A 20,165-nucleotide genomic window follows, 5' to 3' on the forward strand; every position below is an offset into this window, starting at 1 on the left:
CGGGCGGCTCGTAGAGTCCTCGCGTGTCCGGAACGCTCGTCGCCGCCGTCTGCCTGCTGTCCCTGGCGATGGGCGTGTGGGCCGTCGCCCTCACCGCCCTCGACCGCCGCGTCGGACGCGCCTCGCTCGTCGCCCTCGCCGTCACCGAGCTGTCGGTGCTGGTCATGGTCGTGGCCGGGTTCGTCGACGTGGCCCGCGGCGCGCGGCCGGCGGACCTGGCCACCTCGATCGCCTACCTCGTCGTCGCGCCGTTCATGCTGCCCGCCGGCGCGTTCTGGGCGATGGCCGACAGGTCCCGGCCCAGCACCCTGGTGCTGGCCGTCGCCTGCCTGGCCGTCATCGTCCTCAGCTACCGGGTGTGGGTGCTGTGGCAGGTGCAGCGGTGAGCGCCGCGCGCGCGGGCGGGGGGACCACCACCGGGCTGGGCCGCGTCCTCGTCGCCGTGTACGGCGTCTTCGCCGTCGCCGCGACCTCCCGGGCCGCCGTGCAGATCGCCACCCGCTTCCACGAGGCGCCCCTGGCCTACGCGCTGTCGGCGCTGGCCGCCGTCGTCTACGTCGTCGCCACCCTCGGCCTGGCCCGCACCGGGCCGCGCTGGCGGGCGGTGGCGTGGGTGGCCGTCACCGTCGAGCTGGTCGGCGTCCTCACCGTCGGCACCCTCAGCCTGGCCGACCCGCAGGCCTTCCCCGACGCCACCGTCTGGTCGGTCTACGGGCGCGGGTACGTCTTCGTGCCCCTCGTGCTGCCCGTCCTGGGGCTGCTGTACCTGCGCTCCGAGCGGCGCGCCCGGCCCGCCGCGTGAGGCCCCGCGCCGCCGGCGCCCTGCTGGCGGGCGTCCTGCTCGTCGCCTGCGTCATGCGCTCGCCCATCACCGTCGTCGGGCCCCTCGTGCCCGCCGTCAGCGCCGACCTGCGGCTCAGCTCCACCGCCGCCGGCGTCCTGACCACGGTGCCGCTGCTGGCCTTCGCCGCCTCCTCCGCGGCCGTGCCGCGCGTGGCCGACCACCTCGGCCTGCGCCGCACCCTGTTCGCCGCGCTGCTGCTGCTGGCCGCCGGGTCGGGGCTGCGCTGGCAGCCGTCCGCGGCGGCCCTGTTCACCGGCACGGCGCTGCTGGGCGTGGCCATCGCCGTCGTCAACGTCCTCCTGCCGGCGCTGCTGCGCCAGGCGTTCCCCGACCGCGTCGCCCTGCTCACCAGCGGCTACGTCGTCGTCATGGGGCTGGCCGGCAGCGCCGCGTCCGGGCTGGCCGTGCCGGTGGCCGACGGCGTCCCGGGCGGCTGGCGCACCGCGCTGGCCGTGTGGGCGCTGCCCGCCCTGCTGGCCGCGGCCGTCTGGTCGCTGCAGCTGCGCCGCCCCGAGGCGCGGGTGCCGCGCTCGGCGCGCGCCCGGGCGCCGTGGCGCTCGCCGCTGGCGTGGGCCGTCACCGCCTTCATGGGCGCGCAGTCGGTGACGTTCTACGTGCTCATCGCGTGGCTGCCGACGGTGCTGGTGGAGCGCTCCGGCCTCGACGAGGCCGCCGCCGGCTGGCACCTGTCGCTCGTGCAGGGCGCCGGCGTGCTGGCCAGCCTGCTCGTGCCGGCGGTCGCCACCAGCGCGCGCCGGGCCCGCCGCACGGGCGTGGCCGGCTCGCTGCTGACCGGCGCCGGGTACGCGCTGCTGCTGCTGGCGCCGGGCTGGACGGTCGCCGCGAGCGTCGTCGTGGGGGCCGGGACGGGCGTCACGGTCGTCTCCGCGCTGGCGGCGATCTCCTCGCGCGCCGTGGACGCCGCGGGCGCGGCGGCCCTGTCGGGGATGGCGCAGTCCGTCGGCTACCTGCTGGCCGCGCTCGGCCCCGTCGCCGTGGGAGCCCTGCACGCCGGGACGGGGTCGTGGACGCTGCCGCTGGCCCTCATGAGCGTCGTGGGGCTCCTGCAGGCGCTCGTGGCGCGCGCCGCGGGCCGGGACGCGGTGGTGCTGCCCGCCCGCTGAGGGCGCTCCTCAGGTCGGCAGCTCGAACCAGACGGTCTTGCCCAGGGGGCCGACGTCGAGGTCGGTGCCCCAGCGGCTGGAGAGCATCTCCACCATCGCGATGCCGCGACCGCTCTCGGCGTCGTCGCGCTGGGCGCCGATGAGCGGCAGGCCGCCGCCCTCGTCGGAGACCTCCACGCGCAGGGCCGTGGTGTCCACCCGCCGCAGCGCCACGTGGACCATCCCCTCGCCGTGCACGACGGCGTTGGTGATGACCTCGCTGGCCAGCAGCAGCGCGGCCTCGACGGTGTCGTCCTCGACCTCGGACGCCTTCACCCACGGCGCGCACCACTCGGTGATGAGCCAGCGGGCCACGCCGACCGAGCGGGGGGAGGGCGGGAGGACGACCTGGAACACCGGCCCCCCACCCCCCTGACTCGCCCTCGTCCGCCCCCGTCGTGCGGTCACCGTTCTGTGACGCACAGTCAATCACCCGGACCACGGCTTGTCCTCGCAGTCGGGCGGGTCCGTCGGGACGGCTACCCCCGGGCGGGGGTCACACGGGCAGGTCGACCCCCAGCGCCTCCAGCAGCGTGACGACGGCCAGCAGCGCGCACACCACCCCGCCGACGCGGCTGACGGTGGCCACGCTGACCTTGCGCACGATCGCCGCGCCCGCCGCGGCCGCCAGCCCCGAGACCACCAGCAGGGCCGCCCACGCCCCCGCGAACACGGACAGCGGGTCGTCGAAGCGCGCCGCCAGGCCCGCGGTGAACAGCTGCGACAGGTCGCCCCACTCGGCCAGGAACACCACCCCGAACGAGGCCCCCACCGCGCGCAGGCCGCTGGCGCCGCCGCGCACCTTGCGCTGGTACTCCGCCAGCGCCTCCTCCTCCGCGGCGGCCGCCCTCGCCGCGCCCCGGAACAGGGTCACCGCGCCGATCGCGAACAGCGCCGCCGCCACCGCCGCCACCGGCCGGTCCGGCAGCCGCGCCAGCAGGCCGCCGGCCGTGACCGCCACCGCGCACTGCACCGCGAACGCGAGGCCGACGCCGATCCACGCGGTCAGCGGCCGGAACCGGGTGGCGAGCACGAGGGTCGCCACGAACGTCTTGTCGGGCAGTTCCAGCAGCAGGATCGGCAGGAAGCTGGCAGCGAGCACGCTGGGGTCCACGAGGGTTTCCTCTCGGCGCCGGGAGTCGTCGTCGGTGCCGAAGGTCTCGCCCACCCGCCGCGCGGCGGGCCCACCGACCGGGCCGGGGCCAGGATGTCGACCGGTGGTGCTCGGGCTACTCCCCCTCAGTCGCCGCCAGTGAAGCACGCCGCCGCGCGCGGGCCAAAACCCTGTCGGAACCCACGAACAGGCAGGCCAGCACGGCGAACGCGGGCAGCAGCGCCGCGAACGCCAAACCCACTCCGTCCCAACCGATCTGGGTGGGGTCGAGGAACCAGTAGGGGTACCGCACGGAACTGTCCACGAGGCCGCCGCGGACGATCGCGAACACCGAGTACGCGAACGGGTAGACCAGCCACACGAGACTTCGGCGCACCGACAGGAGGCCGTGCGGGCGGAACAGGACCCAGTCCAGCAGCGCCAGCGCCGGGACCACCGCGTGCAGCAGGTCGGAACTCGGGCGGCCCGCCAGCAGCAGCACCGCGTCCGGCCCGCCGCCCGGCACCAGCAGCGTGTTGTAGACGACGCCGGTGATGGTGACGAAGAACGTCGCCCCGCCCACCAGCCACGGCGACGGGCCCGCCCGCGAGCGCAGCCGGGCCACCACGTCGGCGGCCAGCACCGCCGCCAGCAGCAGGTTCGACTGGATGGTGAAGTACACGAGCTTCGTGCCGATCCCCGACAGCGTCAGCTGCGGGTCGTCCCAGCGCGCGGCCGGCACCCACAGGACGCCCAGCACGACGAGGACGACCACGAGGGCGCGGACGGCGGTCAGCAGGTGGCGCACCCGGCAGATCGTGCCGCACCGCGCACCCCGCGCCAGACTGGGCGCGTGCCCGAGCTGCCCGAGGTGGAGGCGCTCGCCGCGTTCCTGCGCGAGCGCCTGAGCGGCCGCGTCGTCGCCGACGTCGAGGTCGGCGCCCTGTCCGTCCTCAAGACCGTCGACCCGCCACCGTCCGCGCTGCACGGCCTCGCCGTCACCGGCGTCGTCCGGCGCGGCACGTGGCTCGACCTGGACGTCGACGGGCTCCACCTGCTGGTCCACCTGTCCCGCGCCGGCCGGCTGCGCTGGTCCGACGCTCTGCCCACCGCCCCGCTGCGCCCCTCCGGGAAGAACCCCGTCGCGCTGCGCGTGCGGCTGGCCCCCGAGGACGAGGACGACCCGGCGCGCCCGCCCGGCTTCGACCTCACCGAGGCGGGGACGCAGAAGCGCCTGGCCGTGCACGTCGTGCGCGAGCCCACCGACGTGGCCGCCGTCGCCGCCCTCGGCCCGGACCCGCTCGCCGAGGACTTCGGCCCCGCCTCCCTCGCCGCGCTGCTCGCCGGCTCCCGCCGGCGCGTCGAGGGCCTGCTGCGCGACCAGTCCGTCCTGGCCGGTGTCGGGAACGCGTACTCCGACGAGGTCCTGCACGCCGCCCGCCTGTCCCCGTACGCGCTCGCCGGGAACCTCTCGCCCGAGGAGGTCGAGCGGCTGCACACGTGCCTGCGGGACGTCCTGCGCGCGGCGGTGGCCGCGGCCGCCGGCCGGCCCGCGGCGCAGCTGGAGGACGCGGAGCGCGCCGGGACGCGCGTGCACGGGCGCACGGGGCAGCCGTGCCCGGTGTGCGGGGACGTCGTGCGCAAGGTGTCCTTCGCCGAGCGCTCCCTGCAGTACTGCCCCACCTGCCAGACCGGCGGGAAGCTCCTGGCCGACCGCCGCCTGTCCCGCCTGCTGAAGTAGCCGAGGAGTTCACGACCGGTTCACCGCCGGGTCTTCCGCCCGCGCCCGCCGCGGGGGTTGGGTGCTCCCCGTGACCACAGCACCCGCGCGCCGCGCCCGCCTCGCCGCCGCGACCCTCGCCGCCGCCGTCGCCCTGCCGCTGACCGCCCTGTCCGCGGCCGCCGACCCCGCGCACGACCCCGCCCACGACGAGGTCCCCCTCGTCGTCGGCCACCGCGGCGCCTCCGCCTACGTGCCCGAGCACACCCTCGCCGGGTACCGCCTCGCCGCCCGCACCGGCGCCGACGTCATCGAGCCCGACCTCGTGCCCACGAAGGACGGCGTCCTCGTCGTGCGCCACGAGAACGAGATCTCCGGCACCACCGACGTCGCCGAGCACCCCGAGTTCGCCGACCGGCGCACGACCAAGACCGTCGACGGCGTCGAGCAGACCGGCTGGTTCACCGAGGACTTCACCCTCGCGGAGCTCAAGACCCTGCGCGCCGTGGAGCGCCTGCCCGAGCTGCGCCAGGAGAGCACGGTCTACGACGGGTTCTACGAGGTCCCCACCTTCGAGGAGGTCCTCGCCGAGCGCGCCGCCCTGTCCGAGGAGCTCGGGCGCGACATCGGCGTCATCCCCGAGATCAAGCACTCCACGTACTTCCAGGAGATCGGCCTGGGCATGGAGGAGTCCGTCGTCGCGCTCCTGGCCGAGTTCGGCCTCAACACCCCGGACTCGGGCGCCACCGTGCAGTCCTTCGAGCTGACCAACCTCGTCGACCTGCGCACCCGGTACGGCCTGCGCGCCGACAGCGTCTTCCTCACCTCCGCCGAGGGCGCCCCGTACGACCTCGTCGCCGCCGGCGACCCCCGCACCTACGCCGACCTGCTCATCCCCTCCGCGCTGCGCGACCTCGCGCGCCACGTCAACGCCGTCGGCCCCGCCCTGACGCAGGTCGTCCCCCTGGAGGAGGACGGCACCCTCGGCGAGCCGACGACCCTCGTGCGCGACGCGCACCGCGCCGGGCTGGAGGTCGTGCCCTACACGCTGCGCCCCGAGAACCAGTTCCTGCCCGTGGACTACCGCACCGGCGAGGACCCGGCGGACTTCGGCCGCGTCGTCGACCTCGCGCAGGAGTACTTCGCCACCGGCATCGACGGCATCTTCACCGACAGCCCCGACGTGGCCGTCGTCGCCCGCGACCGCTGGCTGGCCGAGCGCGACGGGGAGGGCTGAGGCCCCGCCCGTCAACCCCCGGGACGAGCACCGCCCCGCCGGGATCCCCCGGCGGGGCGATGACCCGGCGGGGGTCGGCGGCGCACCCTCGGAGCATGGACACCGTGCTCCTGGCCGCCACCGCGGCCCTGACCCTGCTCACCCTCGCGCTGGCCGTCCTCGGCGCGCGCTGGGCCCGCGCCGGCCGCGCGGGCGGTGGACCGGCCGGCGCGCCCGAGGGCGCTCCGCTCGTCGCCCCGCGCGGCACCCGCTACGGCGGCGCGACCCGCCTGGCCGGCCCCGGGCACCGCCTGGCGGCCTGAGCCCGCCCACGCCGGCCCCCGGACGGCTCAGACGCCGCCCGCGCCGCTCCCGGCGGGCACGCCCGGCTGCAGCAGCGGCGCCAGGCGGTCCCAGCGGGCGATCTGGCAGCCGTCCGTGCGGTCGAAGGACGCCCGCACCGGTTGCCCGGCCCACGTGCCCTCGACCGTCGCGGTCTGCGGACCGCCCCACACCTGCGTGCACATCATGTCCGCCGGCACCGGCCGGAACGGGTCCCGCTGGCCCTGCAGCGCCGCGCACGCGCCCGCCGCGTCCGGGTGGTCCCCGCCGGCGCTGCCGTCCTCGCCGCACACCAGCGTCCACGTCGACACCGCACCGGCGCCGTCGTCGACCGTGACCGTCAGCTCACCCGCGCGCACGCCGTCCTCGCCCCCGTCGTCGTCCTGACCGTCCGTGCCGTCCGTCGCGCCCGGCTCCGCGGGCGCGCTCGTGCTCGGCGTCGTCACCGGGCCGCCCGCGTCCTGCTCGCCGCAGGCCGCCAGCCCGCCCAGCGCCAGGGCGCCGAGGAGGACCGCCGCCGTGCCCGTCAGGAGCCTGCTGGTCGTCACCCGGTGTTCGACGGTCCACCGCCCGTGACGGTTCCGCCCCGCCCCTCCCTCCGTGATCTTGCAGGGGATCCCAGCAAGATCACGGAGGGAGGGGGTTGGCGGGGGAGGGGCGGGAGGGTGGGGCGGCGGGACGGGGGTGCGTAGGCTCGCGGGCATGAGCGACGTGCCCCAGGTCCCCGCCGCCGACGTGCCCGCCGACGCCGCCGTCCTCGACGTCCGCGAGGACGACGAGTGGGACGCCGGGCACGCCGACGGCGCCCTGCACATCCCCATGAGCCAGGTCCCCCAGCGCCTCGGCGAGCTGCCCGAGGGGGAGCTGCACGTCGTCTGCCGCGCCGGCGGCCGCTCCCAGCGGGTCGCCGAGTGGCTGCAGCAGAACGGCTACGACGTCGTCAACGTCGAGGGCGGGATGGGCGCCTGGGCCGACGCGGGCCGGCCGCTGGTCTCCGAGACCGGCCAGGAGCCGTTCGTCCGCTGACCACGGCCCCCGGCCCTGGGAGCCGCCGCGTCAGGAGACCTTGAGCTCCCGGCTGCGGTAGCCCTCCACGCTCGCCATCGGCGGGCGCTCCTCCAGCGCCAGCGAGTGCGTCACCGGCGCGTAGCGGCCGTAGCCGTCGCGCTGGAACTGCGTGAGGGCCGGCGCCTCCAGCCGCGCGCCCGTGGCCCGCTCGTGCACGACGTTGGTGATCTGCGCGGCCATCCGGCCCAGCGCCGCGGTGCCCTGGTGGCTGTGCTGGCGCCGGCCCAGGTCGACCTGGGCGATGGCCTGCAGCCCGCGCAGGCGCAGCGTGTCGATGAGCATGGCGATCTCCACGCCGTACCCGCCGCAGAACGGCACCGCCTCCAGCAGCCGCCGCCGGCCCGCGTACTCCCCGGCCAGCGGCTGCACCACGCCCGTCAGCTCCGGGAAGTGCAGGCTCAGCAGGGGCCGCGCCACCAGCTCGGTCACCCGCCCGCCCGCCGTGCTGCCCGCGCCCGCCAGCGGCCGGTCGTAGCAGCCCTTGACCAGCTCGACCCCCGGGTCGGTCAGCAGCGGCCCCAGCAGGCCCGTCACCAGCTGCGGCTGCGGGTCCACCAGGTCGGCGTCGACGAAGACGACGACGTCGCCCGTGGTCACCGCCAGCGACTTCCACAGCACCTCGCCCTTGCCCGGGCGCGAGCCCACCTCCGGCAGGACGTCGTCGCGGTGGTGCACGACCGCGCCGGCCGCCTCGGCCACCGCGGCGGTGTCGTCGCTGGAGCCGGAGTCCATCACGACGACCTCGTCGACCAGGCCCGTCTGCTCGGCCAGGCGCCGCACCATGGCCACCACCCGGCCCACCGTCGCCTCCTCGTCCAGCGCCGGCAGGACCACGCTGACCCGGGTGCCCTGCTTGTGGGCGCGCAGCCGGTCGATGGGCCAGTCCCGGGCGCGGGACGTCGACCGGTCGAACCACGTCTGCACGGGCAGCTTCACGGGGCCCTCCTCGGGCGTCGGGGCGCGATCACCGTGGCACGCGGGCCGCGGGGGCGACAGCGGCCGGCGCAGAGTTCACGCAGGCGTCACACGCCGCGCCGGTGGAGCGGTCCGACGTTTCCGGCACGTGTCCGCCGGCTCGCAGCCGGTGCCCGCCCGCCGGCCCCCGGGGGGCCGTCCGGGGGACCCGCCGGACGGGCAGGTTTCGCCCCCGGCGCCACCGGGTACCCCGAGTTCGCCATGTCGACGACCGCGGAGGACCCGATGCCCACCGGTGCTCGTCCGGTGCCGGAGTGCCACTGGGCGTCGTTCGCCCACGACGCGGCCTCCGTGCCCCGCGCCCGGCACGTCGTGCGCCGGGTGCTGGACAGCGCGGGCTTCGACGAGATGGCCTCCGCCGAGATCGAGATCGTCGTCTCCGAGATCGTGGGCAACGCCGTCCGGCACGCCCGCCCCCTGCGCAGCGGGGACATCCACGTCCAGTGCGAGGTCGTGCCCGACACCCGCCCGCACGTGGAGATCGCCGTGACCGACGGCGGGTCGGCCAGCCGCCCGGCGGCACCGGTGGACGCGGAGCGGCCGGACTGGACCGCGACCTCCGGGCGCGGCCTGTTCATCGTGGACGGCCTGGCCGACGAGTGGGGGGTCGTGGAGAACCTCGACGACCTCAGCCGCACCGTGTGGGCGTCGTTCGGCGGTCCCACCCGCCACCACCCCCACTGACGGCGCCGCTGACGGCCGCGCGTCCGCTGTCACCCGTCCGGCCGTGACGCTCCGCCACGGTTAAGCACCTCAGCGCGATATCTTGCCGAGGTCCTGGACGGGCCGGGACGCGACGTCCGACGTCCGGAGGGGGTGCTGAGCCCGATGCGCTCCAGTCCCGCGCCCGGGACCCCCGGGCACGCCCCCCTCGACCTCACCGCCCTGCGGTCCCTGCAGCGCAGCGCCGTGCACCTCGCCGGTGCCCTCGAGGTCGAGGAGGTCGTCACCGTCGTCCTGCGCACCGGCCGCGACGTCCTCGGCTGCAGCTCCTGCAGCGTCTTCCTGCTCGACGAGGCCGCCGGCGTCCTGCGCCCGCGCACCGGCCGCGACGCGGGCGTCTCCCCCCTCGGTGCCGCCCCCGAGGTCCCGCTGACCTCCTCCACCCCCAGCGCGCACGTCGCCCGCACCCGCCGGTCCCTGCTGCTGCGCACCCCCGAGGAGCTGCTGTCGCGCTTCGACGGCGCCCTCAACGGGCCCCTGCTCACCCTCGGCGAGCGCTCCTGGGCCATGCACCCCCTCACCGCGCGCGGGCGCCTCGTCGGCGTCCTGCGCTTCGGCTTCGACCGCCCCGGCTCGCTGGACGCCGCCGGGCAGGCCTTCGCCGAGGCGCTCGCCGGCCAGTGCGCCGTCGCCCTCGAGCGCGCCCAGCTGCTCGGCACCGCCCGCGAGGCGCTGGCCGCGGCCGCCCGCAGCGAGCAGCGCTACCGCACCCTCGCCGAGGCCGGCAGCCTCGACGTCTTCACCGTCACCCGCGACGGAGGCCTGCAGAGCGACCTGCCCGGCTGGCGCGCCATCACCGGCCGCGAGGGGGAGGTCACCGCCCAGGCGTGGCAGCAGGACGTCCACCCCGACGACCTGCCCGGCGTCCTGGCCGCCTGGCAGCGCAGCCTGGAGACCGACACCCGCTTCAGCGCCCGCTACCGCGTCGGGCGGCCCGGCCGCTGGCGGTGGATCTCCGCCGTCGTGGTGCCCGTGCGCGAGGACGGTCGCACCGTGGAGTGGGTCGGCTCCAGCAACGACGTCACCGAGCGGGTCCTGGCCGCGCGGCGCTCCGGCGCCCTGCAGCAGCTCACCGCGGCCCTCGCGCACGCCGGCAGCCACGCGCAGGTCGCCGAGGCCGTCGTCGGCGTCGCCGTGCGCGGCACCGGGGCCCTGCGCGCCGCCCTCGACCTGCACCCCGTCGAGGGCCTGCCGCTGCCCGCCCCCGCGCCGCGGGCGGGGGACGGGCCCTCCGGCGCGCCCGCCGTCACGCTGGAGCTGCCCCTGACCACCGCGCGCGGCGAGCTGGGCACCCTCGTCCTGGACTTCCCCGAGACCGTCGCCGAGGACGACGGCGAGCGCGACTTCCTCCTCGCGCTGGCCCGGCAGTCCGCCACCGCGCTGGAGCGCGCGCAGCTGCTGGAGGCCCAGCGCAGCACCGCGTCGATCCTCCAGGAGGCCCTGCAGCCCGGCCCGCTGCCGCGCGTGCCGTGGCTGGCCGCGCACCGGCGCACCGCCACCGCCGCCGGCAGCGACGTCGGCGGCGACTGGGCCGAGCTGATCGTCCTGGACGAGGACCTCGTCGCCGTCGTCCTCGGCGACGTCGTCGGCCGCGGTGTGCGCGCCGCCTCCGTCATGGGCGAGGTCCGCACCCAGGTGCGCACCCTCGCCCTCGTCGACCCCCACCCCGGGGCCGTGCTGCGCGGGCTGGACACGTGCGCGGCCGTCGCCGACCGCGACGAGGACCTCGTCACCCTCTTCTACGGCCTCCTGCGCCGCGACGGGCGGCTGCTGGCCGCCAGCGCCGGGCACCTGCCGCCGCTGTCGTGCACCGGCACCGGACCCGCCTACCTGGACGTGCCGCCCGGCGTGCCCGTCGGCGTGCCCGGCGACCCCCGCCACGACGTCCTGGACCTCCACCTCGACCCCGGCAGCGGCCTCGTCGTCTTCTCCGACGGCCTCGTGGAGACCCGCACCCGCTCCCTGACCGACGGCATGGCCGCCGCGCTGGACGTCTTCCGCTCCACCGCCCGCGACACCCCCGCCGCGATCGTCGACGAGCTCGTGGACGTCCTGACCCGCGGGCAGCAGGGCCACGACGACGTCACCGTCCTGGCGCTGCGCCTGCTGCCGGGCGCGACGCGCTGCTGAGCGGCCGGCCTCCGGGGCACCCGCTACCGTTCCGGGCGTGCCGCCGCCCAGCCCCTCCCGCACCGTCGCGGTGGTCGTCCCCGCCAAGGACGAGGAGGAGCGGATCGCCGAGACGGTCCGCGCGCTGCGCGGCCTGGAGGTCGCCGACCTCGTCGTCGTCGTCGACGACGGCTCCACCGACGCCACCGCGGCCCGCGCCCGCGACGCCGGCGCCCTCGTCGTCGCCCACCGCCGCAACCGCGGCAAGGCCGCCGCGATGCGCACCGGCGCCCGCGCCGTCGCCGCCCGCGAGCACGCCGCCCCCCGCCCCGGCACGGGGCCGCGGCCGCTGCTGTTCGTGGACGCCGACCTCGCCGGCAGCGCCGCGCGCACCGAGCCGCTGACCGGTCCCGTCCTGGCCGGCGAGGCGGACATGACGATCGCCGTCCTGCCCCGCCAGGCCACCCCCGGCGGCGGGCGCGGCCTCGTCGTGGGCCTGGCCCGCCGCGGCACCTGCGCGGCCGTCGGCTGGTCCCCGCAGCAGCCCCTGTCGGGGATGCGCTGCCTGACCCGCGGGGCGTTCGAGGCCGCGCTGCCGCTGGCCCGCGGCTGGGGCGTGGAGACCGCCCTGACGATCGACCTGGTGCGCGCGGGCTTCCGCGTCACCGAGGTGCCCTGCGACCTGCACCACCGCGTCACCGGCACCGACTGGCGCGCGCAGGCCCACCGCGCCGCCCAGTACCGCGACGTGGCGCTGGCCCTGGCCCAGCGGCGGGTGCGGGTCCGCCCGTGGTGACGTCCGCGGTGGCGTCCCGGCGGTGAGCGGCACCGCCGCGCGCGGCGGGCCGGCGGGGCGCCTGCCGCTGCTCGCCGGGGGCCTGGGCGCGCTGGCCCTGCTGGCGTGGGCGGCCGTCGCCGTCGCCGGACCCTCGGCCGCCGCTCCCGGCCTGGGCCCGGGCCGGGTGCCGTTCGACCTGGGCCTGCGCCCCTCGTCCGCGCTGGTCAGCGCCCTGCTGGCGACCACCTGCCTGGCGGGCGGGGCGGCGGCGCTGACCGGCCTCGCCGCCGTCGGGCGCGGCTGGCGGCCCGCGCCGCGCCTGGTGCTGCGCGCCGGGCTGGGCGCCGCGGTCGTCGTCTGCCTGCTGCCGCCGGTCGGGTCCGCCGACCACCTCAGCTACGCCGCCTACGGGCGGATCGCCGCCCTCGGCGGCGACCCGTACACGGCCTCCCCGGCCGCGTTCGCCGGCGGGCAGGACCCCGTCGCGTCCGCGGTGCGCGACCCGTGGCGGGAGACGCCCTCGGTGTACGGGCCGGTCGCCACGCTCCTGCACGCGCTGGCCTCGCTGGCCGGCGGGGACTCCGTGCGCGCCACCGTGTGGGCGGGGCAGCTGGTGCTGCTGGCGGCGTGGGCGGCCGCCGCGGTCGGCCTGGAGCGCGCGCTGCGCCACGACGACGCCGCCCGCGCGCGCGCCGCCGTGCTGTGGACGCTGAACCCGCTGCTGCTGACCGTCGGTCTGGGCGGCGCCCACGCCGACGTCCTGGCCGGCGCCGCCGCCCTCGGCGCGCTGCTGCTGGCGCCCCGCGCGCCCCTGGCCGCGGGGCTGGTCCTGGGCGTGGCGGCGGGCACGAAGCTGCCGTACGCGGCCGCGGGGGCGGGGCTGCTCGTCGCGCACGTCCTGCTGCGCCGGGCCGGGTGGGGACCGGGCTGGCTGCTGCGCGGCGTCGCGGGCGCGCTGCTCGTGCTCGTGCCGGCGCACCTGTGGGCCGGCGCCCACGCCTACGACCAGACGCGCACCGCCAGCCGCTACGTGTCCCTGGCGACGGTGTGGCGCCCGCTCGTGGACGCGGGGCTGCCGCGCGGGGCGCTGCTGCCCGGCACGCTGGTGCTGGCGGCGCTGCTGGTCGCGGTGCACGCGCGCCGGCTGGCCGGTACGGCGACGACGCTGGAACCGGACGACGAGCTGCGCCGCACCGCCGCCGGCGCCACCTGCCTGCTGGCGCTGGGCTACCTGCTCGCGGCGCCCTACGCGCTGCCCTGGTACGACCTGCTGCTGTGGGGGCCGCTGGCCCTGGCCGTCACCGCCCCGGCCGCCCTGGACCGGCTGCTGCTGGTGCGCCTGTCGCTGCTGGCGCTGGCGTACGTGCCGGGGCTGGTCGACGGCATGTCCCCGGCCGTGGAGGCCCTGACCCTGGGCTACCGGCGCGAGGTCGGCCCCTGGCTGGCCTGGGTGTGGCTGCTGGCCGCGCTGGCGCTGCCGCCGCTGCTGGCCCGGCGGCGGCGCACCAGCACCAGCCGGTAGGCGACCCCGACGGCGAACACGGCCACGCCCGCCAGCACCGACGACGGCGGCAGCGCGAGGACCAGCACGACGCAGCCGACCGCGCCGAGCGCCTGCACGGGCCGCGGCCAGCGCCGGTGCTCCCCGGTCTGCGTCCACGCCGCGAGGTTGGCGACGAGGTAGTACAGGAGCACCCCGAACGAGCTGAACCCGATGGCCCCGCGCACGTCCACCGACAGCACCACGACGACCACGACGACGGCCACCGCCACCTGGGCCCGGTGCGGCACCCGGTACCGGGGGTGCACCGCGGCCAGCGCGCCCGGCAGGTCGCCGCCGCGGGCCATCGCCAGCGTCGTGCGGCCCACCCCGGCCACCAGCGCCAGCAGGGCGCCCAGCGCCCCGGCCGTCGCGCCGACCCGCACGAGCACCTCCGCCCAGCCCCAGCCGGCCGCGGCCACGACGTCCACCAGCGGCGCCGTCGAGGCCGCCAGCCGGTCCGGGCCCAGCACCAGCAGCGCGGTCGTGCCGACGGCGGCGTACACGGCGGCCGCGCCCGCCAGCGCGCCCAGCACCGCCCGCGGCAGCGTGCGCGCCGGGTCGCGCACCTCCTCGGCGAGCGTGGCGATGCGCGCGTACCCGGCGAAGGCGAAGAACAGCAGGCCCGCCGCCTGGAGCGTCCCGTACCAGCCGCCGGCGCCCACGTCCCAGCCGGTCGTCCCGGCCCGCCCGCCGGTGCCGCCCAGCCCGGCGGCCACGACCACCGCCAGCGCGAGCAGCACGACGACCAGCAGCACCTTCGTCAGCCGGGCCGTGCGGGTGATCCCGCGGTGGTTCACGGCGGCCAGCGCCGCGACGGCGGCCACCGCGACGGGGCGCTCCCAGCCGGGCGGGGCCGCGTACGCGGCGACCACGAGGGCCATCGCCGCGCAGCTGGCCGTCTTGCCGACGACGAACCCCCAGCCGGCCAGGAACCCCCACCACTCGCCCAGCTGCTCGCGGCCGTACACGTAGGTGCCGCCGGCGGCGGGGTGCTGGACGGCCAGCTGCGCGGAGGAGGTGGCGTTGCACCAGGCGACGACGGCCGCGACGGCGAGCCCGGCCAGCAGTCCGGCGCCCGCGGCGGCCGCCGCGGGCGCGAACGCGGCGAACACGCCGGCGCCGAGCATCGAGCCGAGCCCGATCGCGACGGCGTCGCCGGTGCCGAGCCGCCGCGCCAGGGACGCCGGGAGGTTCGCCGGGGGGTTCGCGCTCACGCGGCGGACGGTAGGGGCCGCGGGTGACCGCGCGGTGAACACCCGGGCGGGCCCGGCCCCCGGTGCGGTGATCGCCGTCTTCCCTAGATTGGTCCCGTGGTCGTGGCACGTGGCTCCTTCACCGCTCCGCTGGACGACGTCGAGGCGTCGTCGCCCACGGCGGCGGTCGCGGTGTTCGCGCAGGAGCTGCGCGAGCAGGTCGGCGCCCGGCAGGTCAGCTTCCTCATCACCGACTTCGCCGGGAAGGCGCTGGTGCGCCTGCGCCACCCCGACACCCGCGAGGAGGAGGCGGGCGGTGCCGAGCAGGTGCCCCTCGACGACACCCTGCCCCACGGGCGGGCCGTGCTGGAGCAGCGGGTGCAGGTCGTGCCCGCCGGCCGTCGCGGGGACCCGGCGGTCCGGGTGCTGGCGCCCGTCACCGCCCGCGGTGACGCGATGGGCGTGCTGGAGCTCGTGCTGCCCGGGGCGCCCGACGACGACGTGCTGGCGCTGGTCACCTCCGCCGCCCACGCGATGGCCTACGTGGTGACCACCGAGCGCCGGCACACCGACCTGTACGAGTGGGGCCAGCGCAGCCGGCCGGTCTCGCTGGCCGCGGAGATCCAGCGCCGCCTGCTGCCCGACGCCTTCACCTGCGAGGCGGCGCAGTGCACCCTGGCCGGGTGGCTGGAGCCGTCCAGCACCGTGGGCGGTGACACCTTCGACTACGCGCTGGACGCCGAGCGGCTGTACGTGTCGATGACGGACGCCATGGGCCACGACGTGGAGGCGGCCCTGCTGGCGACCCTGGCCGTGGGCAGCCTGCGCAACGGCCGCCGCGCCTCGCACGACCTGGCGGTGATGGCCCGCGACGCCAACGACGCCGTCGCCGAGCACCACGACGGCCTGGGCTTCGTCACCGGGCTGCTGCTGAGCGTCGAGCTGTCCTCCGGGGCCGTGGAGGTCGTCAACGCCGGCCACCCCCGGCCGTTGCTGCTGCGCGGCCGCAGCGCGCGACCGCTGCGGCTGGAGGTGGACCTCCCGTTCGGGGTGCTCCCCGGAACCTCCTACCGGGTGCAGCGCTCCCAGCTCGAGCCCGGCGACCGGCTGGTCCTGCTGACCGACGGCATGCTCGAGCGCAACGCGCGCGACGTGGACCTGCCGGCGCTGCTCGTGCAGCACCGCGAGGCGCACCCGCGCCAGCTGATCCAGGCCCTCACGACCGCGGTGCAGGAAGCCGTGGGCGACGGCGAGCTGGTCGACGACGCCACCGCGCTGTGCCTGCAGTGGCACGGCACCCGCGCGCACCGCCGGGCCAGCGGGGGCGCCAGCACGTCGTGAGGGGCGTCGCGCCCGGCCCGCTCAGTCGGGCAGGCGCAGCGGGGCCAGCTCCGCGAAGCGGTCGCCGGGGCCGGGGTTGCCGGGGGCGCTGGAGCCGCCGAGCTGGCGCACCACCCCCCACACGGCGTTCAGCGCGGTGGTGACGGCGCCCTCCGCCCAGCCGGGGGTGAAGGAGATGTCGTCGCCCGCCAGGAAGATCCCGCGGTGCTGCGGCGGCAGGTCGTCCTGCACGAAGTGGGTGAACAGGCGCCGCTGGTAGCGGTAGTGCCCGGGCAGGTTGCCGCGGAAGGCGCCCATGAAGTGCGGTTCGCGCTCCCAGTTCACGGTGATCGGCTCACCCAGCACGTGGGAGGCGATGTCCAGGCCGGGGTAGATCTTGCCCAGGCTGTGCAGCATGAGCCGGACGCGCTCGCCGACGTCCAGCGCCAGCCACTTCAGCGAGTCGTCGTTCCACGTGTACGACAGGCACAGCGTCGCCGGGCCGTCCGGTCCGGCCGGGCCGTCCAGCGGGTAGGTGGCGCGGGTCATCCGGTCGGTCAGCGTCGTGGACATGACGTGCCGGCCGGTGACCGGGTCGCGGTCGTGCCAGAACGGGCGGTCGACGAGCACGAACGTCTTGGACGCCTGCATGTAGTGCGAGCGCTCCAGCGCCATCCACAGGTCGTGGCTGAGCAGCGACTCGTCGGTGTCGATGCCGGCGGACAGCAGCCACGACTGGCAGGTGACGACGACGGCGTCGTAGCCGCGCTCGGTGCCCCAGCGGTCCAGCACGTGCAGCCGCCCGTCCTCCCCGCGCCGGACCCGCACCACCCCCGGGCGCGGGGAGCCGCCGTGCAGGGACTCCAGCGACGTGCCGCGCGGGTGGTGGGCGAGCCGGTCGGGGCGGTGCCGCCACAGGCCCAGCGGCACGGACTGCGCGCCGCCGAGGATCCGCCGGTGCGCGTCGTCGGCGCCGGTGTGCACGACGCGCAGCACTTCCAGCACCGAGTTGGGGAAGTCGGTGTCCCAGCCGCCGGTGCCGAAGCCGACCTGCCCGAACGTCTCGCGGTGGGCGTAGCTGAGCCGGGAGAAGGCGCGCGAGCGGGCGACGAACTCGTAGAACGTCTGCTCGTCCAGGCGGGGGACGGTCTCGTCCCACAGCTGCTTGAGGGCGCGCAGGTCGCGGCGGCGCACCGCGTCGACGACCTCGGAGTGCCGGGCGCCCTCCTCCAGCGCGTCGGCCCAGGCGGCGGAGACCTCCCCGAAGAACGGCGGCAGGTCGTCGGCGGTGACGGCGTGGTGGGCGCGGGCGCCGAGCTCGACGACGGTGCTGGGGGTCTGCGGGGCCAGGGGGTTGGGGAAGGGCGCCGAGCGCGCGCCGACGAGGTCGGCGTAGTGCCAGAACGCGCGCCCGGAGCGGGGGAAGCGCATGCCGCCCAGGTCGGCGACGGGCCCGTCGACGCCGGGGAAGGTGGCGGTGCGCAGCCGCCCGCCGATCTCGCCGGCCTCGTGGACGACGGGCCGCAGGCCCAGCTTCATCAGCTCGTACGCGGTGACCAGGCCGGACATCCCGGCGCCGACGACGGCGACCTCGGTGCCGTGCCGCGCGGGCGGGACGCTGCCGAGGCCGGCGGGGGAGGCCAGGTGCTCGTCGTAGGGGAAGGGGAAGTCGGGCACGAGCATCGTCAGCTCGCCGGCGCCCGTGCCGGCGCCGGGGCCGGTGTCCTCCTCGGGCGGGGTGGGCAGGCTCACCGGGCGCTCCCGGCGCGGGGGCCGGCGAGCAGGCCGAGCAGCTCGTAGGCGACGTGGGCGGCGGCGATGCCGGTGATCTCGGCGTGGTCGTAGGCGGGGGCGACCTCCACGACGTCGGCGCCGACGACGCGCCGGCCGGCCAGCCCGCGCAGCGTGCGCAGCAGCTCCCGGCTGGTCAGCCCACCGGCCTCGGGGGTGCCGGTGCCGGGCGCGGCGGCGGGGTCGAGGACGTCGATGTCGACGCTGACGTAGACGGGGGCGTCCTCGACGCGGCGCAGGACGCGCTCGACGGCGCGGGCGACGCCGTCGGTCTCGTAGTCGTCGGCGCGCACGACGGTGAACCCCAGGCGGGCGTCGTCCTCCAGGTCGCTGGCGGCGTACAGGGGCCCGCGGGTGCCGACGTGGACGCACCGCTCCAGGTCCAGCAGCCCCTCCTCGCTGGCGCGGCGGAACGGGGTGCCGTGCGTGTACGGGGCGCCGAAGTAGGTGTCCCAGGTGTCCAGGTGGGCGTCGAGGTGGACGACGGCCAGCGGCCCGTGCTCGCGGGCCAGGGCGCGCAGCACGGGCAGGGCGAGGGTGTGGTCGCCGCCCAGGGACAGCACGCGGGTGCCGTCGGCGGTCAGGGACGCCACGGCGGCCCGCGCGGTGTCGAGCGCCTCGTGCACGTCGAACGGGTTGAGGGCGACGTCGCCGGCGTCGGCGACCTGCTGGTCGGCGAACGGCCACGCGCCGGTGGCGGGGTTGTACGGGCGCAGCAGGCGCGAGGACGCGCGCACGTGCGCGGGCCCGAACCGGGCGCCCGGGCGGTAGCTGACACCGCTGTCGAAGGGCATGCCGAGCACGGCGACGTCGGCGCGGGCCACCTCGTCGAGGCGGGGCAGCCGGGCGAAGGTCGCCGGGCCGGCGAAGCGGGGCACGCGGGTGGCGTCGAGGGGGCCCACAGGGGTGTCGGCGGGCGCGGCCGGCGCGTCGTCGCGCGGGTGGTGCGTCACCGCCCCACCCTCGCCGGGCCGGGGGCGGCGCGGCAAGGGCGGGGCGCGCCGCGGGAAGTGGTTCCGCGTTCAAGCGTGCACGGGGTGGGACCGCCGCTTATCGTGATCGTGGTCGTCCCCGGCGGGCGAGCGTGCTCCAGTCAGCGGGCACCCGCTCCCGGGCGTGCAGAGGGAGCGGTGGATGGTCCAGCAGAAGGCCGTCGTCGACGGGCAGCCCGCGCGGGTGCCGGTCGTGGACGGGCAGCGGGTCGTGCTGCCCGCCGACGGGTGGGACGACGTCGTGGTCGAGGACACCGCCGGGCACCGGTACGTCCTGGTGCCCGAGCAGCGCTACGCCGCGCTGGAGCGGGCGGAGCGGGTCGCCGCGGACGGCCGGGCGCCGGTGGCGCTGACGGCCCGCGAGCGCGAGGTCCTGCAGATGGTCGCGGAGGGGTGCCCCGGCTCGGTCGTCGCCGAGCGGCTGGGGCTGGCCGCGAACACCGTCGCCCAGCACCTGGCGGGGGTGCGCCGCAAGTACGGGGTGCGCTCGAGCGCGGCCGCGGCGGACGCCGCGCGCGCCGACGGCCTCATCCGCTGACGCGGCGCCGCCGACCCGGTGCCGTCAGCCCGGGCCGCTGCTCGGCGCCACGAACCCGACGACGCGCGCCACCCGCCCGCCGTCGCGCAGGGCGTGACCGACCAGGGAGAGCCACCGCGCCCGCCCGTCCCGCTCCACCACCCGCCCGCGCACCGACACCGAGCCGCCGCCGTCCGCGGCGCGCCGCAGCGCCCCGCCCACCTGCTCGCGGTCGTCGGGGTGCAGCCGCCCGGCCAGCTCCTCGCAGGTCAGGCTCCCGGGCCGCGCGGGCAGGCCCAGCAGGGTCGCCACCCGCTCGTCGACGAGCACGCGACCCTCGCCGACCTCCACCGAGAAGGCCCCCGACGCGGTCGGCGGGACGGGGTGCCCGGCCAGGTCGTCGAGCCCGTCGCCGAGCCCGTCGCCCGCCCCGCCGGCGGGCACGGTCGCGGCGGCCAGGTCCACGCGGGCGCCCAGGTCCGGCGGCAGCCGCTCCAGCACCGCCCGCCCGCCCGGGCTGCTCCGCAGCAGCCCCAGCACCAGCTCGGCCGGCACCGCGTCGGACTGCACGAGCAGGCCCTGCCGGCGCCCGGCGGCGTCGTCCATGGCGACGGCGTCCACGAGCAGCGTCGTGAGGGCGTGCGGGCCCGGGGGCAGCTCGTCGCCCCACACCCGCTCCAGCTCCTCGCGCAGCAGCTCCGCGCGCCGCCGCACGTGGTGCTCCCAGCTCAGGGAGTCGCGCCGGGGCGGGTCCTCGATCGGCACTCCGCGATCGTGC

At 77.6% G+C, this 20,165-nt stretch carries 22 protein-coding genes; 13 read left to right on the plus strand and 9 right to left on the minus strand.

What is annotated here, in order from left to right:
- Positions 1-23 precede the first annotated feature (23 nt).
- Genes ACRYMY_RS02740 through ACRYMY_RS02750 form a run of 3 tightly spaced genes read left to right on the plus strand, consistent with a single transcriptional unit; the run spans position 24 to position 1,968 of the window.
- A complete protein-coding gene (locus tag ACRYMY_RS02740) occupies positions 24-386 on the plus strand; it encodes a hypothetical protein (RefSeq protein WP_432545728.1) in 363 nt (120 codons plus the stop codon).
- Positions 383-802, plus strand: a complete 420-nt coding sequence (locus tag ACRYMY_RS02745; RefSeq protein ID WP_432545729.1) for a hypothetical protein — start codon at positions 383-385, stop codon at positions 800-802. The genes ACRYMY_RS02740 and ACRYMY_RS02745 overlap by 4 nt, the downstream gene beginning before the upstream one ends.
- Entirely contained in the window at positions 799-1,968 is a 1,170-nt protein-coding gene (locus ACRYMY_RS02750) for an MFS transporter (RefSeq protein ID WP_432545730.1), read from the plus strand. The genes ACRYMY_RS02745 and ACRYMY_RS02750 overlap by 4 nt, the downstream gene beginning before the upstream one ends.
- 9 nt (positions 1,969-1,977) lie before the next feature.
- Here ACRYMY_RS02750 and ACRYMY_RS02755 read toward each other — a convergent pair whose 3' ends face one another.
- The 3 genes from ACRYMY_RS02755 to ACRYMY_RS02765 form a co-directional block, all read right to left on the minus strand.
- Positions 1,978-2,364, minus strand: a complete 387-nt coding sequence (locus ACRYMY_RS02755) for an ATP-binding protein (RefSeq protein ID WP_432545731.1) — start codon at positions 2,362-2,364, stop codon at positions 1,978-1,980.
- Between the two features lie 139 nt (positions 2,365-2,503).
- Positions 2,504-3,121, minus strand: a complete 618-nt coding sequence (locus tag ACRYMY_RS02760; RefSeq protein ID WP_432545732.1) for a TMEM165/GDT1 family protein — start codon at positions 3,119-3,121, stop codon at positions 2,504-2,506.
- Between the two features lie 115 nt (positions 3,122-3,236).
- Entirely contained in the window at positions 3,237-3,908 is a 672-nt protein-coding gene (locus ACRYMY_RS02765) for a Pr6Pr family membrane protein (protein WP_432545733.1), read from the minus strand.
- Between the two features lie 45 nt (positions 3,909-3,953).
- Here ACRYMY_RS02765 and ACRYMY_RS02770 point away from each other — a divergent pair, with 45 nt between their 5' ends.
- The 3 genes from ACRYMY_RS02770 (at position 3,954) to ACRYMY_RS02780 (ending at position 6,359) form a co-directional block, all read left to right on the plus strand.
- Entirely contained in the window at positions 3,954-4,841 is an 888-nt protein-coding gene (locus ACRYMY_RS02770; protein WP_432545734.1) for an Fpg/Nei family DNA glycosylase, read from the plus strand.
- Positions 4,842-4,911: 70 nt separating this feature from the next.
- A complete protein-coding gene (locus ACRYMY_RS02775; RefSeq protein WP_432545735.1) occupies positions 4,912-6,057 on the plus strand; it encodes a glycerophosphodiester phosphodiesterase in 1,146 nt (381 codons plus the stop codon).
- A gap of 95 nt (positions 6,058-6,152) precedes the next feature.
- Positions 6,153-6,359: a hypothetical protein gene (locus ACRYMY_RS02780; protein WP_432545736.1), complete on the plus strand. Its 207-nt coding sequence runs from the start codon at positions 6,153-6,155 to the stop codon at positions 6,357-6,359.
- A 27-nt stretch (positions 6,360-6,386) separates the two neighbouring features.
- On the opposite strand, the gene ACRYMY_RS02785 is transcribed toward ACRYMY_RS02780, so the two are convergent.
- Positions 6,387-6,926, minus strand: coding sequence for an SSI family serine proteinase inhibitor (locus ACRYMY_RS02785; protein WP_432545737.1), 540 nt, complete (start codon positions 6,924-6,926; stop codon positions 6,387-6,389).
- Between the two features lie 154 nt (positions 6,927-7,080).
- Here ACRYMY_RS02785 and ACRYMY_RS02790 point away from each other — a divergent pair, with 154 nt between their 5' ends.
- Positions 7,081-7,404, plus strand: coding sequence for a rhodanese-like domain-containing protein (locus ACRYMY_RS02790; RefSeq protein ID WP_432545738.1), 324 nt, complete (start codon positions 7,081-7,083; stop codon positions 7,402-7,404).
- Between the two features lie 30 nt (positions 7,405-7,434).
- Here the strand turns inward: ACRYMY_RS02790 and ACRYMY_RS02795 are convergent, their stop codons facing one another.
- Positions 7,435-8,382, minus strand: a complete 948-nt coding sequence (locus ACRYMY_RS02795; RefSeq protein ID WP_432545739.1) for a glucosyl-3-phosphoglycerate synthase — start codon at positions 8,380-8,382, stop codon at positions 7,435-7,437.
- A gap of 240 nt (positions 8,383-8,622) precedes the next feature.
- Here ACRYMY_RS02795 and ACRYMY_RS02800 point away from each other — a divergent pair, with 240 nt between their 5' ends.
- The 4 genes from ACRYMY_RS02800 to mptB all read left to right on the plus strand — a co-directional run bounded on the left by ACRYMY_RS02800 (position 8,623) and on the right by mptB (position 13,553).
- Entirely contained in the window at positions 8,623-9,105 is a 483-nt protein-coding gene (locus ACRYMY_RS02800) for an ATP-binding protein (RefSeq protein ID WP_432545740.1), read from the plus strand.
- Between the two features lie 144 nt (positions 9,106-9,249).
- Positions 9,250-11,274 (plus strand): GAF domain-containing SpoIIE family protein phosphatase, encoded by a 2,025-nt coding sequence (locus ACRYMY_RS02805; protein ID WP_432545741.1) that lies wholly within the window; start codon positions 9,250-9,252, stop codon positions 11,272-11,274.
- A 37-nt stretch (positions 11,275-11,311) separates the two neighbouring features.
- Positions 11,312-12,049, plus strand: coding sequence for a glycosyltransferase (locus ACRYMY_RS02810; protein WP_432545742.1), 738 nt, complete (start codon positions 11,312-11,314; stop codon positions 12,047-12,049).
- A 22-nt stretch (positions 12,050-12,071) separates the two neighbouring features.
- A complete protein-coding gene (gene mptB, locus ACRYMY_RS02815) occupies positions 12,072-13,553 on the plus strand; it encodes a polyprenol phosphomannose-dependent alpha 1,6 mannosyltransferase MptB (protein ID WP_432545743.1) in 1,482 nt (493 codons plus the stop codon).
- On the opposite strand, the gene ACRYMY_RS02820 is transcribed toward mptB, so the two are convergent.
- A complete protein-coding gene (locus ACRYMY_RS02820; protein WP_432545744.1) occupies positions 13,448-14,788 on the minus strand; it encodes an APC family permease in 1,341 nt (446 codons plus the stop codon). The two genes, mptB and ACRYMY_RS02820, sit on opposite strands and share 106 nt — an antisense overlap.
- A 96-nt stretch (positions 14,789-14,884) precedes the next feature.
- Here ACRYMY_RS02820 and ACRYMY_RS02825 point away from each other — a divergent pair, with 96 nt between their 5' ends.
- Positions 14,885-16,108, plus strand: coding sequence for a PP2C family protein-serine/threonine phosphatase (locus ACRYMY_RS02825; protein ID WP_432545745.1), 1,224 nt, complete (start codon positions 14,885-14,887; stop codon positions 16,106-16,108).
- Between the two features lie 21 nt (positions 16,109-16,129).
- Here the strand turns inward: ACRYMY_RS02825 and ACRYMY_RS02830 are convergent, their stop codons facing one another.
- Positions 16,130-17,770, minus strand: a complete 1,641-nt coding sequence (locus ACRYMY_RS02830) for a flavin monoamine oxidase family protein (protein ID WP_432545777.1) — start codon at positions 17,768-17,770, stop codon at positions 16,130-16,132.
- Between the two features lie 65 nt (positions 17,771-17,835).
- Positions 17,836-18,831, minus strand: coding sequence for an agmatinase (speB, locus tag ACRYMY_RS02835; RefSeq protein WP_432545746.1), 996 nt, complete (start codon positions 18,829-18,831; stop codon positions 17,836-17,838).
- A 181-nt stretch (positions 18,832-19,012) separates the two neighbouring features.
- Here speB and ACRYMY_RS02840 point away from each other — a divergent pair, with 181 nt between their 5' ends.
- Positions 19,013-19,408: a LuxR family transcriptional regulator gene (locus ACRYMY_RS02840; RefSeq protein ID WP_432545747.1), complete on the plus strand. Its 396-nt coding sequence runs from the start codon at positions 19,013-19,015 to the stop codon at positions 19,406-19,408.
- A gap of 24 nt (positions 19,409-19,432) precedes the next feature.
- On the opposite strand, the gene ACRYMY_RS02845 is transcribed toward ACRYMY_RS02840, so the two are convergent.
- On the minus strand, positions 19,433-20,152 hold the full coding sequence (locus ACRYMY_RS02845) for a PAS domain-containing protein (protein WP_432545748.1): 720 nt from the start codon (positions 20,150-20,152) through the stop codon (positions 19,433-19,435).
- Positions 20,153-20,165: the final 13 nt, after the last annotated feature.

The organism is Kineococcus haloalkalitolerans, assembly GCF_050871905.1.
In the GTDB taxonomy this organism is placed as follows: Bacteria; Actinomycetota; Actinomycetes; order Actinomycetales; family Kineococcaceae; genus Kineococcus.